General features: G+C 65.8%; 11 protein-coding genes. 1 reads left to right on the forward strand and 10 read right to left on the reverse strand.

Going from position 1 to position 15,701, the window contains the following annotated elements; translation table 11 throughout:
* Nucleotides 1-31: 31 nt before the first annotated feature.
* The 10 genes from MNAB215_RS06160 to MNAB215_RS06205 form a co-directional block, all read right to left on the reverse strand.
* The gene (locus tag MNAB215_RS06160; protein WP_077077909.1) at nucleotides 32-910 is read right to left on the reverse strand and encodes an ESX secretion-associated protein EspG; all 879 of its coding nucleotides are present in this window, start codon (nucleotides 908-910) and stop codon (nucleotides 32-34) included.
* 11 nt (nucleotides 911-921) lie between these two features.
* On the reverse strand, nucleotides 922-1,209 hold the full coding sequence (locus tag MNAB215_RS06165) for a WXG100 family type VII secretion target (RefSeq protein WP_077077910.1): 288 nt from the start codon (nucleotides 1,207-1,209) through the stop codon (nucleotides 922-924).
* 30 nt (nucleotides 1,210-1,239) lie between these two features.
* Complete coding sequence (esxG, locus tag MNAB215_RS06170) at nucleotides 1,240-1,533, reverse strand: type VII secretion system protein EsxG (protein ID WP_077077911.1); 294 nt, start codon at nucleotides 1,531-1,533, stop codon at nucleotides 1,240-1,242.
* Nucleotides 1,534-1,599: 66 nt separating this feature from the next.
* A complete protein-coding gene (locus MNAB215_RS06175) occupies nucleotides 1,600-3,096 on the reverse strand; it encodes a PPE family protein (protein WP_077077912.1) in 1,497 nt (498 codons plus the stop codon).
* A 2-nt stretch (nucleotides 3,097-3,098) separates the two neighbouring features.
* Nucleotides 3,099-3,407 (reverse strand): PE family protein, encoded by a 309-nt coding sequence (locus tag MNAB215_RS06180; RefSeq protein WP_077077913.1) that lies wholly within the window; start codon nucleotides 3,405-3,407, stop codon nucleotides 3,099-3,101.
* 31 nt (nucleotides 3,408-3,438) lie between these two features.
* A complete protein-coding gene (eccCa, locus tag MNAB215_RS06185) occupies nucleotides 3,439-7,419 on the reverse strand; it encodes a type VII secretion protein EccCa (RefSeq protein ID WP_077077914.1) in 3,981 nt (1,326 codons plus the stop codon).
* Entirely contained in the window at nucleotides 7,416-9,026 is a 1,611-nt protein-coding gene (eccB, locus tag MNAB215_RS06190; protein WP_077077915.1) for a type VII secretion protein EccB, read from the reverse strand. The genes eccCa and eccB overlap by 4 nt, the downstream gene beginning before the upstream one ends.
* Nucleotides 9,023-10,876 carry a type VII secretion AAA-ATPase EccA gene (gene eccA, locus MNAB215_RS06195; protein WP_077077916.1) on the reverse strand — a complete coding sequence of 618 codons (1,854 nt, stop codon included), beginning with the start codon at nucleotides 10,874-10,876 and terminating at the stop codon, nucleotides 9,023-9,025. Before eccA ends, eccB begins: the two co-directional genes overlap by 4 nt.
* A 396-nt stretch (nucleotides 10,877-11,272) precedes the next feature.
* A complete protein-coding gene (locus tag MNAB215_RS06200) occupies nucleotides 11,273-12,841 on the reverse strand; it encodes a PPE family protein (protein ID WP_077077917.1) in 1,569 nt (522 codons plus the stop codon).
* A 206-nt stretch (nucleotides 12,842-13,047) separates the two neighbouring features.
* Nucleotides 13,048-13,953 carry a class I SAM-dependent methyltransferase gene (locus tag MNAB215_RS06205; protein ID WP_077077918.1) on the reverse strand — a complete coding sequence of 302 codons (906 nt, stop codon included), beginning with the start codon at nucleotides 13,951-13,953 and terminating at the stop codon, nucleotides 13,048-13,050.
* 92 nt (nucleotides 13,954-14,045) lie between these two features.
* On the opposite strand from MNAB215_RS06205, the gene MNAB215_RS06210 reads away from it, so the two are divergent.
* Nucleotides 14,046-15,269, forward strand: a complete 1,224-nt coding sequence (locus MNAB215_RS06210; protein ID WP_077077919.1) for a cupin domain-containing protein — start codon at nucleotides 14,046-14,048, stop codon at nucleotides 15,267-15,269.
* Nucleotides 15,270-15,701 lie beyond the last annotated feature (432 nt).

The following is a 15,701-nucleotide window of genomic DNA, read 5'->3' on the forward strand; positions in this document are numbered from 1 at the left end:
GACATCGTGCTCTCTCTCTATCTGGGTGCGATTACGCGTTTTGGGTGGAGAAATCTCGGGAAAGCCGGTGGCTGGGGAACCAGTGGCCGTTCGGCAAGCTAGCGGTCAGCTGTTCGATCGCGATGGCGATCCCGTAGGGGGTGCCCGGACTGAACGTCGAGACCCACTCGCCGTCGAACGCGCGGGACGGGCTGACCAGTACCCGGCCCGCGGTGGTGTCCACGATGCTCACCCCAACCTCGGTGGTGGCGTGCTGAGCATCACGGCGAGAGCCGGCGACGATCTCGACATAGCTGCGTGGGCCATTGAACACGGCCTCCACCACTGGCCGTGCCGACTTCGGGATACCCAGGTAGTCAACGACTTCCGCTAGCGTATCGCCGGAGCGCAGCCGTTCATCGGCGCGGGCTCCGACACGGGCCGGCATGCTGAACTCGTGGAACCGTGCCGGCGCCCGATGCGCCAGCCCTACACCCAACACCGGGACCAACGCCAGTGCATCGTCGATATCCATCGCGGTGAACGTGATCAGCTGCGCACTGCGCAGCGCCACGATCGTCTTCGAGGTCTTACCGGTGGTCCCGGCGCGCTGCGCGACAACCCCGCGCAGCAGCTCGCCGGTACCGGTGGCCGCGGCAGACCCCACGTAACGCAAATCCAGCCACCGGTCCGGATGGCAAACCACCCGGATCCAGTCGGCCACCGCTGGGTTGACGACACCATCCGCCGACACCAGACCCATCCTGGTCAGCTCGTCCTGCTGACATTGCAAGAACGCGTTTCGTTGCGTGGCATCACAGTACGGCGTGGTGATCGCCAGCACCCACGGAAAGGTCCCCGCTCCAATGGTTTCGGCGATGAACCACGCCTGCTCGACTGTCAGCTCGACGGCGTTGGGTTCGGCACTCATCTAGGTAGGAACTATCCCCACTTAGCAGCTTCGGCGGTGTCTCGCGCGTACATCGCCATGGTGTTGGATTCGTGGGTGGCGGCCATCGACTGGTAGGCCCGCACCAGCGATTCCATTGCGTGGTTCCACTGCGCCTGCCAAACCTGGTAGGTCATCCCGGTGTCACCCTGCCACGCGTTCTGTAGCGCGGCCTGCTCGGTGGCGATATCGGCGCCGAGCCCCTGCAGCGTGCCGGAGAAACCCGACATATCCGCGGAGTGGCCGAGCATGGCCGGGTAGTTGTACATAATCTGTGACATCACAAGCCCTTTCGTGTGTTATCGGCCGGATCAGAATCCGGTGTAGCTCGACGCTGCGGCGGTGTCTGCGGCCACGTAGGTTCCCGCGGCGTCGCCGAGGTTGGCCTGCGCGATGTCCAGCAGGGTGTTCACCCTTGTGGCGGCTTCGACGAAGCGGGCGTGCGCGGCCTGAAATGCTGCCGAGGACTCCCCCTGGTGAAATGCCTGCGCGGACAACGCTTCCTGCTCGGCCTGGCTGATGGTGCTGCGCATCAGCGCCGCCTTGGCGCTGAACGCCGACTGCGAGGCCACCAACTGCGGAATATGAGCATCCAGAAGACTCATAGTGATTCCTTTCTATTCCGTCTCTTCGAATTTCGGTCTGCAAAAGCCATCCTGAAAGCCTCGTTGCTAACTGTCTCGACCCCCCCTTGCTGATTCCTCGGGCTCATTCGGGCCCTCAGTGTCCTGATCCCAGGTGCCTGGCACCATCGGCATGCGCGGGCTGTCCCCGAACTCGTCGCCGGCCAACTTGGTCAACCCCGCCGCCCCCAGATCCGCGTCCCTGGCCGCCGTCCCGGCGAATCCCAGCTGCCCGGCACCGCTGGCGGAGGCCGTCGCGAAGGCCAGTCGCTCAGCGCCATTGGCCGGACCGCCCCAATCGGGGTCGACGTCGACGTTCATATCCAGGAACTCGTCGCCGTGGTCATGCATCGCCGAGCGCCGGCGCCGCCGGGCTCCAATCGCCCGGGCGGGCACCGCCGCCGCGGCCGCGGGGATGGTCGCCGACGGCGCCTTCATCCCGCCGCGGCCACCTACCGTCGGCGAGAAACCCGTTTCCGGATCATTGCCGAGGGCCACCGCGTAGGGAAAGACCCAGGGCGCCGGAGCTGGAGCCGGCACGGCAGCCGCACCGGCACCCGCCGCTGCCGTCGACGCCGGAGCGCCGGCGGGGCTGGCCGTTGTGGGGGCCATGGCCGCCACCGGTAGCGGCGCTTGAGCCTCGGGCGCGAGAGCTGGTGCCGCCTCTGGGAAGTCGTCGAGCGGTGGAAGGTCGAACATCTGCAAAAAGACAGTGATCCCGATGGCGAAAGCAAGCGGTATCAGTAATGGCGCGCTGAGAACCAGGCCCCAGGTCGTAAAACCGACCGGAATGAAAAACGCCTCGTAGGCGATGAAGAACAGTAGCGGGAAGTTGGCGACCAGCCACGGCCCCAAGCTCGACGCCAATTGCTGAATCATCTTTTGCAGGTCTTGCACGATGTCCTGCAGGAACTGCGCGATCTGCTGGAGGAGGTTCTCCAGCCAGTTGCCGGAGTCCGAAGCGGCCTGCGGCGCGAAGGACAGGTTGTTGGCCTGCACGCCAGCGGGATTCACGATGTTGGGCGCGGCGGACGTTCTGGGTGCCGAGGCCAGCGCCGTACCCGAGACCGCCTGGTAGGTACCCATCGCGGTAGCCGCCTGGGCCCACATCCGTGCGTAGTCGGCCTCGTTCAGCGCGATCGGAATCGTGTTTATTCCAAAGAAGTTCGTCCCCACCAGCACGCCGTGGACGACGTGGTTGGCCGCCAGCTCCGGCAGCGTCGGCATGATCGCCAACGCGCTGGTGTACGCCGCCGCCGCGACCTCATGCTGCGCGGCCGCACCCGCACTGTCGACACTGGCCTGCTGCAGCCACGCCAGATACGGCAGGTGCGCGGCCACATACTGTTCGGCGCTCGGCCCGTCCCACGCTCCGGCCTGCACCGCACCCAACAGCCCACTGAGTTCGGCTGCGGTAGAAGCGTATTCGGCGCTGAGCGACATCCACGCCCCGGCGGCCGCCAACAGCGACCCCGGTCCCGGGCCAGCGCTCAGCAACGCCGAGTGCACTTCCGGCGGAGAAGCCATCCAGACGGGCGCGGTCATTGTCAGCGGCCCACCGCTCCATACGTCGCGGCCGCCGCGGCATCGCCCATGAGATAGCTGGCTCCCGCCTGGCCAACGCCGACACCGGCCCGGCCCAGCTGTTCGACACCCTGCGCGGCGACGGCAGCGTGCTCCTGCCCCTGGGCGCTGAAGCCCAGGGCGGTCTGCAGCGACACCGGATCGACAGCAGGCGGCACCACCGCGGTAATCGCCGGGGCCGCCGCCGCGTGCGCGGCCGCCAGCCGCGCCGTCAGCGCCTCCACCGCCGCACTGGTCGCCGCCAGGCCTTCGGGCACTACTCGCAACGTCATAGCTGCTCCTTTCGCTGCATCTCACTCACCATCAGCGGGCGAAACCCTCGTCGGCTCCCCCAATTACCGACTCGCCAACCAAGGGGTTGACCAGCTGTACATACGTCGGGCTATCGCTGTCGCCCAACAGAATCGCGCGTCCGGCGGGCAACCGGCCGAATCGCTGTCCGCGGATCTTGCCGCTGTCTTGCGGGTTGCCCGCCAGCATCAGCGTCGTCGCCTGCAGGTCGTTGAATCGGCGCAGGAGCGGGCTGGTCATCAGTGCGTGGCCCGACCCGGTGGCGCGTGCCGTGACGATCACCCGCAACCCCAGATCCGCCGCCTGCGACAGTTGCGGGATCAGGCTGCTCCACGGCCGCTGCCCGATGTACGGGCCGCTCATCGCCGGGGAATCCGGGATCTGGTCGACATCATCGATGATCAGGTAATGGGTGTGGCCGCTATAGGTCCATCGGGCCAATTCGGCCGCGGACAGGCCCGCCGGTGGCCGCCGCGATTCGATGATGTTGGACAGTCCGAGCATCGCCGGGATGATGCGGTCGATGTTGGCGGTGTATTCGTTGTCCGGGAACAGCGGCTCCTCGACGAGATGCAGCCGCCGATCCAGCACGGTGAAGGCCACCTGATCCGCGCTCGAGTGCTCGCGCACGGTGCGGATGATGTGGCGCAACAGTGTGGTCTTGCCAGACTTGCTGTCGCCGAACACCATCAGCAACGGATTCTCGGTGAAGTCGAGAATGACCGGCGCCAGGTCCTCTTCGCGCTGACCGATGACCACCTGCTCCGGGCCCCGATACAGCGACCCGAGCGCATCGGGCGCGAGGTTGGTCGGCAGCAGTCGGACCCGCGGCGCGGTCACCCCGGGGTAGCGCTCGTTGATCGCGGCCACTGGGTTTGTTTCCGCGTCCAGCGCGGGGTCCGCGAACAGGAAATGCTCGGCTGCCATGGTCAACCCGCGGCCGGGCTGGTCGTGTGGCACAGCCTCGGCGGGACGTCGCAGCGCGCCGGCCACCCGCACGTTGCTGTCGCGCGCGTCGTGCAGCTTGAGTTCGAGGCGCAGTCCGAGGCCGTCCCGCATCGCCAGCGGCACCTCCAACCAGCTCGGCGTGGTGATGATTACGTGGATCCCGTACGCTAGTCCGACGTTGACGAGTTCAGTCACCTTGGCCAGCAACGGGTTACGGGTGTTGAACTGATCGGTGTTGTCGCGGCCGAACGCGTACAGGTTGTCGATGACTAAGAACACCTCGCCGAAGCCGTCATCGGGCGCCGACCCATGCTTGTCACGGAACAACTCGCGCTGCTGCCGGGACAGCAGCAGCTGCTCCAGCTCACCGAAGGTGCGGCGGATGCGTTCGGGCTCCAGCGCCGACGCGACGCTGCCGACGTGCGCTAGGTCCTCCAGCGCGCGCAGCTGACCGCCGCCGTAGTCCAGGCAGTAGAACGTGACGTCGCGCGGCGAGTGCAGGCTAGCCGCCGACAAGATAAATGTCTGCAGCGCAGACGATTTGCCGGACTTGGACCCCCCGTGGATCACTACGTTGCCGGACGCCGACGTGGCATCAAATACGAGTGGGTCGCGCCGCATCTCGAACGGCTTGTCGATCTCACCGAGCGGCCAGCGCCACTGCCGTTGCGGCAACTCGGCGCGCGCGAGCACCTCGGTCAGCGGGATCGGTTCGTCCAGCGGCGGCAGCCACAGCTGAGGCGCCCGCGGCCCGTAACGCGCGAGTTGTTCGCCGATGGTCGCGATCAGCTTGCGCGGGGGCCCGACCACTTCCTCTTCCTCGGCGCCGGAAATCACGGTGCCCTGGTCCGGCTCAACGCGTCCGGCCGGAAACAGCTTCGGCTCCGGGGCCGATTGCACGACAAGGGCTTTGGCCGTCCGCGGCGGGTCGTAAATGCCGTCGACGTAGGTACTGCGGAATTTGATCGGAGCCGCGCCGGGGGCGGGCACCAGGAATCCCACGCCCTTGTGCTCCTTGCCGGATTCGACGTGATAGGCATCCTCCACGCCGATGATCTGACGGGAAACACTGGGGCTGGCCACCTTCAACCCGATGCGGTACGAGGTGTTCTTGTCGATGTCCTTGATCTTGCCCACGTCCAGCGTCTGGGACGCGAACAGGATGTGGATGCGGAACGAGCGGCCCTTGCGCGCCACGTAGTCGAAAAGCTCCGCATACTCCGGGTAGTCGGCGAGCATCAGGGTGAACTCGTCGGCGACCACGAACAGGGTGGGGATCGGCGGCAGGTCGTGCCCGGCGGCGATCGCGTTTTCGTATTCCACCACCGAGTTGAACGCGCTGCCCTGTACCCGGCGGCCGGCCTCGCGCAGCAGGGTCTCACGACGGGCCACCTCACCGCGCAGGGTGTCGGCGAACCGGTCGGCCAGCGACTTCTTCTCGGCCATGTTCGAGATCACCGCGACGACCTGGGGGAAGTCGCGGAAGCTGTCGGCCCCGGCCTCACCCTTGAAGTCGGCGTAGATGACGATCAGCCGGTCGGCCGGATGAGTCGTCAACAGCGCCAACAGAATCGACATCAGGGTCTGCGACTTGCCCGAACCGGTCATACCGATCATCAGGCCGTGCGGACCCATGCCGCCTTCTGCTTCGTCCTTGAGGTCGAAGAACAGTGGCTCGCCGGTCGTGGTGACGCCGATCGGCACCCGCAACTCGTCGTCACGGTGGCGTGGAGCCCACAGGGTCGGCACGTCGAGCTGCGACGCATCCGGAATCCCCACCAGCGCGTTGAAGCTGGCGCCCCGGGTAGCCGCCGAGCGCAGCCCCGTATGGGTCGGATTGGAGTCCCAGCGAGACAGCTGCCGGGCCAGATGGGCGGCATCGTCAACGCCGAATTGATCCGCGTCGCCGATGTAGTGCCGCCAGCCGCCAGTCTGCCAGCGCTCGATGGCGCCGTCCGCGACGCGCAGGATCGGCTTCTCCGGATCCGAATACTGTTCGCGGTTCGGCTCCGTCGCCGACCGGTACACGACGGTGACGCCGGACCGGCCTGCCGCCAGCGCCGAAGCATTGAGGTCGAAGTCGGGGTCATCGACGACGATGAGCAAGTGCCGCAGCGCATCCGCGAGCTCACCGGTGAACGCCGGCCGATCGGCCAGCGCCGGGCCCAGCAGCGAGATCAGCTCGTCGGGATTGGTCGACAGATAACGGGCCGGACCGACGCCGTCGATCTCGCCGGGAATGTCCACGTGTGGCAGCCATTTCAGCCAGGCCCAATCGCGGCCCTCCAGGTCGCGGGTGGCCAGCGCCACCCCGAGCACCGTCGGGTCGTGCCAGGTGACCGCCTGAGCGATCCAGGCGCGCAACGCCGCCCGTACCTCTTCGGCCTCGCCCACGACGGTGATGCGGGAGACCTTGGTCAGATCGATCCCGGTCGGCACGTCGGCGACAGTCCGCTGGGTGTCAAGCAGGCTGCGTAATGCACTGTGCGACACCGGTTCCAGGTCGATCTCGTCGGCGGTGTCTTTGACCCGCAGCGCGGTGTCCAGCGGCACGTCGTCGCGGCCGGCCCGCACCACCAGGAAGTCGGGGTCGTGCGGGTCGCGCTCCCACTGACGCCGCGAGCCCGGGATAGCAGCCAGCGCAACCGGTTCCGGATGTGACCAGTGAGCGGAGGCACGCTGCTGGGCCGCCTGGGTCCGGATGTTGTCCCGCACCACCGACAGGTAACGCAGGTAATCGGCGCGTTCGGCGTCCACCTCTTCGGTGCGCATCTTGTTGTCGTTCCCGCGGTACAGCGCCGTGGCCGCCAAAAGCAGCACGAACGGGAAGAACAGGGTCTGCGGGGAAATCACCCGCATCCCGGTGGCAACCAACGCGACGATCATGCCGACGATCAAGATGACGATCACAAAGGGCATTGCGCGCCGCAGGAAGGACGGCGGAATCACCCGGGGCAGCTCGGGCGGCGGCTCGATGTGGATGGTGCCCTTGCGAGTGGTTGGCGGCGCCAGCCGTCGGCGGGCTTCAAAGATCAGTCGGCTCATCGAAGCCCTCCTTCGGCCGACAAGGGGCGGCCGGGTTTGCTGTCGGGGGGCAATCCGTCGTGCGCGAGCAACGCATCCGCGCGCGATAACGTCGGGCCGCTCGCGAACAGCGACAGGATCGACCACGGGATCGGAACCGGCGGGGCGCTCAGCCCAAGGGCCTCAACGGCTTTCCCATGCCCGGCGCCGGAATTGTCCGGCTCGGTGTCGATGCCGTAGCGCACTCCGGTGTCGGAGACCCAGAACAACGACCCGGCCCCGGGTGAGGTCGGGCCGCCCCCCACGGTCTGGGCAAAGTATCCGGCGCCGGGCGCCACCGCGACCCGGGTCGCGACACCTTGGGCACCGCTGGCGGCGCCAACCAGATCGACGGTGCGCACCGCGTCCGGCACGGGCACCGCCGAGCCGGACAACAGGCTTAGTGAGCTGCTGGCAGCGCCAGACGGCTTGCTCCAATAGGCGCACGTGACGGGACTTTTCGCAGCGTCGATCAGGCTGACGGTCTGGCCCGGGTAGCGAGCGGTGTCCAGCAGCCGCGACACCGGCAGCTTAGCGACCTGGTCCGCGCCAAGCCGGGGCGGTTGCTCCAGACCATATGAATTGGTATTACGCAGGATCGCGGCGAGCACGGGTGAGATCGGCTGCAGACCGTCGGGCAGCACAGCGTAGTACCGTGTCGCGTCGGACGAAGTCTTGTCCAACGCGTAGGACACGACCACCGCACCGATCGGGCCGGGGGCGCCGAACGCCGGCGCGGCACCGGCATTGGGGATGGACGGCGCCGCCAGTGCCGGCGACTCCGGGATCGCGTTGAACAACCCGGGCGCGACGGGCCGCGGCGCGGGCACGTCAGCACCCAGTCCAAGCGCATTGGTCACGGCGTGATCGGCCAGGTCGATCTGGCTGCGCTTGCCGTCCCACAGCAACCAGGTGCTGTTGGAATTGTCGACCAGAATGCCCTGCGCTGCACCGAGAGTGGTGGCCCGTGCGCCGCGAGTGTCGGGCTGACCGGCGATCACCGTGACGCCGGTGCTGTGGGCGGCGCGCCCACCTTGGGCGGGCTCACTGACCGTGTCGCACACCGTCCAGTTCGCGTCGTGCGACGAATTCTGCACCATTCGCTCGGGTGCACCAGGAATGCCGATCAGGTTGCCACGCGGAAAGCGGTCCAGTTCAGTGCTTTTCACCGTAGCCGGATTAACAGGTCGGCCGACGATCAGCCGCGCCGAGGTCAGGTTCAGCACGGGGTGCAGTTCGTCCCCCACCCGCACATACAGTGCCGCGGTCTCGCGGTCAGCGAGCACCGCGTTGTTGCCCGCCTGCCCGTTGGGCCGGATGAGCGAGAACACGAAGCAGCCCGCCAAGCCGGTGACCACGATGACCACACCCATCAACACGGCACGCGACTGGGTGCGCAGCGGGTCAACCAGCATTCTGGTGTCGTGCAAGGCAATTCCGGAGGCTATCCGGCGCATCACAAAACGCCAGCCGGTCACCTGGTGACGAGTGACGAACCCGCGCCGGTAGACAACTTGGTCGGGGTTGTCGTTGACCGGTGTTCGCGACGTGAACGAACGCCGTTCGTCCTGGGAATCCGGGTTGGTCATGCGGGCACCTGCAAGCCAAGGCCTTGTAGCAGCGGCTCCACCGAATTGCGTACGTCCTCGGCGATGATCGTCCTCAGCTCCTCATCGGTGAACTCGCCGGTTTCGGCGTGCTCGGAGTGGTCTAACCGGAATTCACGTTCCTCTTCCGACTTTTCGACGACGTTACGAACGAATCGGCCGTTGCCTGCAATATCAAGACCGCGACGTTCCACACCGGCTGCATCCGGTTTCGACGAGTTGGCCAGATGCGCGAACAACCCCTCGAGAGTGTCGAGCGCGTCCTGATCGAATCCGCTGTCGCGCTTGGCGGCCATGAAGTTCGCGATCTCTATCAGTTCAATCGGCTTGTACGACGGGAAGTCGATGCTGCGAGTGAAGCGCGAGCGCAGCCCCTGGTTGGTGTCAAGGAAGCGATCCAGGTCAGCGCGGTACCCGGCCACGATCACCACCAACCGATCGCGGTCGTTCTCCATCCGGGCCAACAGGGTATCGATGGCCACTAGGCCGAAGTCGTTCTTCGCACCGGTTGCCACCAGCGAGTAAGCCTCATCAAGGAACAGCACCCCGTCCAACGCGCTGTCGATGATCGCGTTCGTCTTAGCCTCGGTCTCCCCGATGTGTTGCCCGATGAGGTCGGCGCGGTGCACCTCTTTGATGTTCTCCCGCTTCAAAAGGCCGAGGCCGCAATAGATTTTGGCGACGACTCGGGCAATGGTGGTCTTGCCCGTCCCGGGCGGCCCCGTGAAGACCAGATGGTGGGTGCGCTGAGCGACTTCGAGCCCACGCTGTTTGCGCACCAGCTCCATCGCCACTGCACTCTTCAACCGAGCCACCTGGTCTTTAACCTTGTCCAAGCCGATAAATTCATCGAGTTCGCGTTCGGCCTCAGCCAGGAGCACACGCTTACGCTCCTGTGCTCCGGGGTCGACGAAATCACCGGGACTGGGCTCGGTTTCGCGATCCCACGGATCGGTGCGAGCTTCGATCCGTGCTGCGGTGGTGGTCACGATCCCAAAACTGGTGTCGATCAGTGCCTGTTCGACTTGTTCGTTCTCGGGATGGGCCGCGTACAGATCCTGCAGCACTTCGCTTGCCGAGTCCTCGTCCACGTGCGCGCGCAGCACAAGCGCTTTGGCCAACGCGCCGTCGACGGCCGCCACCGCGACGGGCCCCTCGGGCTCCTCCAGATAGGAGAGCGCCGGGGCGAACATGCCCAGCCGGGCGAGCGCGGTGCCCAGGGCGATCTTGGCCGCGTGGGTGAAGGCCTCGTCGAGTTCGGGGTCGTTGACGATCGGGGTCAGGAGCTTGACCACGTCGGACCACCGCTCGGCGCGGTAGTTGATGACGACATCGACCCAGCGGGCCTCGCGCCAACTCGGGCGGCGCTTGGTGAAGCCGGAGACGATTTGATGGGCTTCGGCGAACCGCCCGGCAGTTGCCAGCGCCGCCGCATAAGCGAGGTGGAATTCGTCAGTGTTGCTGGCACGGAACTGTAGATACAGACCGGTGTCGTAGCGGAAGCCCAGTGCGCCGGGCTCCAGTTCCACCTGACGCTGCAGCCTGCCCGCTGTGGTCACTGTGCGAGAGATGGCCTCAAGCACGCGCAGCGACACGTCGCCGGCGGCGGCCAGACCCGTCCACGCGTCGCACTGGTCGTGGGCGGTCCGGGTCAGCTCGGTGAAGCCCGAGCGAGCGGCCGCCAGATCGGCCGGGCGCTTGCGCTCGTAGATCGCGATGCCCAGCGCGCGACAGGACGTGGCGAACCGGGTCACCGTGTCGCCGTCGACCTTGCCGTTCACTCCGGAATTAGTCGGCTGAGCTGCGAGCATGCCAATGTCACCGCGTTCCACGGTTGCTGCTTTCCATCTAGGTAGTCTCCCCTAACCTGATTCGCCTGAAGTTAGCATTGCATAAGCTAACTGTCGAGGCGCTTGAGCCCGTTGGACATGCGAGTTTGCTTCCTTTTCGGTGGCATCCGTAGCGTAGCTTACTGAAAATGATTTTCATTAGCAAAAGATGTTCATTTCCCAGCTGTCGGGCGTTGCACAGACCGCGCGACAAGGCCCCGGGCGCCATGCCAGCAACACCGAACGGGCCTCGGCCGCTGGGGCTACGCAAACCGGCGCGATCATGGCAGCGACTCCTTTTCGATCCGGTTTCGCTCGAGTGACCGTCTGGGCCGGAGCGCCTCTACGAGCATCCTCGTAGTAGTCGGCTGTCGTACCAAAAAAGTTCCGCAGGCCAGGTCAACGGTCTTGCCCCGGTGACGAGCCTGACTCCCCCGAGTCGGGCGGCGGCCCGTCGGGCTCCCAGGTTCCCGGAAGCATCGGCAGCGTGGGCCCGCGCTGGAACTCGTCACCGGCCAGCGTGGCCAACCCTGCCGCCTCCACGGCGTCTTTGCGGACCGTTCCGGCAAAGCCCAACGACCCGGCACCCCGGTCTGACGGGTGGGCCGAGCCGGCCGAGGCCCCTGGTAGGCCGGCATCCACCGCCGGTACGGGGCCGTCATCGAGGAATTCGAAACGGTAGCCCCGGTGCTGATCGCTCAGCGCCGCCCGACGGCGCCGCTGCGCCCGTTGCGCTTCGCGTGCCGACGCCGCCGCCACTGCCGCGGCCGCTTCGGGTTCCGGGGCCTTCCGCTGGGCACTTGCGCTCATCCCCATGTTGCCGCCGAGGGTCGGACCGCCCACGACGTATGGGAAGGGACCGGAGACGACACCGGTCGAGGGCGGAGGGGCCGACGGTGCAGGGGCTGTGGCCGGTGCACTGGCCGGCGCCGAAGCCGGAGCCGAAGAAGGCGCCGGGGCCCCTGCTGCGGCACTCATCGTCGGTGGACTGCTCGTGGCTACCGGAAGGTTGGGAGCCTGCGGCAGTGGTGCCACGGGTGGGGCAATTTCGGGCTGAGTTTCGATCAGCGCGGCCAGGCTCACCAAACTTCCTGCTCCCGCCAGTCCCGCCGGCAAGGCCAACCCCATTGTCACAAGTTGGGGGACGAAAGACTGAAGCGCCTGGATCGCATGGCCGAACTCATCCGCGAATACCCCAGCAACGTCCTCCTCGAACTGGAATAGGACCTGTGAGAAGGGTTCCTTCCCTATCAATCCGACATCTCTGAACAGGGTTTGGAAGGGTTCGAGGAATCGATTTATCCACCAACTCAGGTTCCACGGGTCACCGGCGTCATTGTCGACAATCGGCAATACGCCCAGGTCGCTGTCGCCGTCGCCTCCGTAGGCACCACCGGTGGTGCCCGGTCCGGTCTGGACGGGGCCGTCCGCCCGAACGATCTGCGGCGCCGGATCAGCCTGCGGCGCCGCCGCTACCGCGGCGGTCGTGACCGCTTGATAGGTAGTCATCGTGGTGGCTGCCTGGACCCACATCCGCGTGTAGTCGGCCTCGTTGACGGCAATGGGAATCGTGTTGATACCGAAGAAGTTCGTTGCCAGCAAGGCCCCATGCACCACGTGGTTGGTGGCCAACTCCAGCAGGGTCGGCATCGCGGCGAGGGCCACGGTGTAGGCGGTGGCCGCGGTTTCCTGCTGGGCGGCCTCCGCCGCACTGTCGGCGCTGGCCTGGACGAGCCACGCCAAGTAGGGCACGTGCGCAGCCACGTACTGCTCGGCGCTGGGGCCCTCCCACGCCCCGGCCTGCACTGCCGCCAAGATCGAGCTCAGCTCTTCAGCGGCCGAAGCGTAGGTCGCACTCAGCGAACTCCACGACGCAGCCGACGCCATCAAGCCGCCGGGCCCCGGACCGCCGCTCAGCAACGTGGAATGCACCTCTGGGGGGAGCGCCATCCACACCGGTGCGGTCATTCGCCGCCCGATCCAGGCCAAACAGCGCGTATCGCCATATCACGGACTCCTCAGTGGGTGAGAGCAACCGCCTGGGCTAGAAGGCGGCACAATAAGACCCCACCAGTAGTCGGACGGAAGCCCGCAAGAGTTCCGGCGCTAGGCCGATTCTTTAAAAGCTCATCGGAACCGGAGCGCTGATCGCCGGCGACGTGGCTCTGATCGACTCACGCCCTGACGGCACTCACCAAAGTGTTGCGCGCGATCATCGGCCCGGCTTCGGTCTCCGGACCGGGCACTGGGCGGCCTACCTGACGCAGGTAATCGGCCAGCGGAGTGTCGGCTGCGTTCCAGCCATGCTTGTTCAGCCACTCGGTGGCCGGCGCGTGCTGCTCGTTGTACACCAGCTGGAAGAACACCCGGCCGTCGCCCGCGGCGGTGGCTGCCCGTTCTTCTTCGAGAGCGGCCTCGTAGTCGTCGGACTTCATCGGCGCACCGTCCTCGACCGCGACGTGGCTGCCGGGACCGGCCAGCGAGTCGATGCCGGTGAACAGCTGCTCCTGGGCGCTGGCCGGCAGATAGATCAGCAGCCCCTCGGCGATCCACGCCGAAGGCTTAGCCGGATCAAAGCCGTTGTCCTGCAAGGCCTGTGGCCAGTCGTCACGCAGGTCGACGGCGATCTCCCTGCGCTCGGCCCGTGGTTGAGCCCCCTGGCCGGCGAGCACCTCGCGCTTGAAATCGAGGACCTGCGGCTGGTCGAGTTCGAAGATCGTCGTCCCCGCCGGCCAGTCCAACCGGTAGGCGCGCGAGTCCAGTCCCGCCGCGAGGATGACCACCTGCCGCACGCCCGCATCGGCGGCCCGGCGGAAATACTCATCGAAGTATTTGGTGCGCGCCCCCTGAAAGTTGACGAAGTGCTCGCCGAAATCGGCGGTCTTCAGCTGGTGGTCGGGAATCTTGCCGTCGAGGACGTCGGCAGCGGGACCGCCGACCGCCCGGCAGAAGATCTCGGCATACGGGTCGACGACCAGCGGATCGGGCTTCTGCGCCTCCAGCGCCCGTGCTGTCGCCACGAACAACGCGGTCGAACCGACACTCGTTGTGATGTCCCAGGTATCGCCTTCACTGCGCATGCCACGAGACTACGCCGCGTCCGGGACAGCTTTCCCTATGGGGCGCAACGGTAGTGGTGAACTTGGGGATGCAAACTGGTCCTCGAACTGGAATGCTGGATAATACCGCATTTCCGGCGTTTGGGAGGTCGATCATCGAGCCGTCACTAGCCTGGTTGCTTCAACCCCTCACGGTGCAAACATTTCTCGACGAGATATGGGGAGCAACGCAGCACCACGTCAAGCGTTGCTGCGCGGGCTACTTCGATGGTCTCCTGCCGGGCTCATCGGGGATTGACGAACTTGTGAACTTATTTCGCCACGAGCCGTCGGCGGTGCGCCTAGTCCGGGGAAATGACCAAAAGATGGGTCCCAACAGCTATCGACTCATCGATGGCCGCCTCGATGTCGACAGCGTTCGCAACGACTTTGCCAATGGCTACACAATCGTGCTGGACGGCGTGGAGCGCCACGTGCGCGCGATTGCGACGTTGTCGCACTCCATCGAGGTCGAGCTGAACTTTCCCGTAAAGGTCAATGTTTACATCACCCCGCCCGTGTCGCAGGGACTCATTCCCCACTACGACACACACGACGTGTTGGTCCTGCAGGTCCTGGGATCCAAGATCTGGCATCTGTACGACGGCGTCGTGGTACCGCCGCGGGAGATCGAGCGCAACAAAAACAAAGTGGTTGCTGTCGACGACCTCTTAACGCCTACAGACTTGCGCCTGGACGCCGGCGACGTGCTTTACTTCCCACGCGGCAGATTTCATGCGGCCGAGACGACCTCGGAGCCATCGATCCATCTGACCGTCGCAATGCACCCGCCCACCCTGCTCATGCTCGCCATCGGGGCGCTCCGTTCGCACAGCTTCAACGACGATCGTTTAAACGCCCAACTACCGCCGCGTTACCTCGACGACGCGGACGTACCTGCCGCCCTTGGAGATCTGGTGCGTGACGGCTTTCAAGCCGCCGGGGACCCGAAGGCCATTGCCGAAGTACTAGCCGCATTTGCGGATGATTTGGTCCGCCGCGGCAAATGCCCACCCGTCAGCCCGATTTCACACTTCGGAATCGACGGACAAACACTCGTGCGGAAATATCAACCGCTCTATGCGCGGGTGTGGGCTGTTGACGGCGGCGTTTCGCTGCAGTTCGCGAGTTCATCGGTACGCGTAGGCGCCGACCACGAAACCGCACTGCGGTTCATCGCGAAAAGCACTGAGCCATTTCGGGTTTCCGAATTACCCGAGCTGGCCATCCACCAGCAGATCGAGCTTGTCCGATCGTTGATTGTGAGCGGATTCCTTGTCCGATTACCCGACGACTGATTCGTTCGCCGCCCTCGTCCGCTGGACGCCGGTGCGGCTGGACTTCTCCGGGCCCACGCCCGGGTCGACTGGGCCGACCTCTCGGTAGAGCGCGCCTCGTCGACCCGTTCTTCGATCAGACCATCGCCCGCTGGGCGGGCGGGCGTCATCTTTCATTTCTCGCGATGCGGGTCGACGCTGGTCTCGCGGCTGCTGGGCATCCTTCCCGGCGTCGTCGTGGTTTCCGAGCCTGCGCCGCTTAACGCACTTCTCGGACCGGCGCCCGATGAGATCGAAGACGCAACACTGATTAAACTGGTGCGGCTCGTCATAGGGTCGCTCGGCCGCAGCTTTCCCTATGGGGCGCAACGGTAGTAGTGAACATAGGCGTGGCAAACTGACTTGCGAACTGGGATGATGCAAGGCCAGACACAGTTTCGAAGTGCGACACCA

Origin of the sequence: Mycobacterium numidiamassiliense (genome assembly GCF_900157365.1) — a bacterium.
GTDB lineage: Bacteria > Actinomycetota > Actinomycetes > Mycobacteriales > Mycobacteriaceae > Mycobacterium > Mycobacterium numidiamassiliense.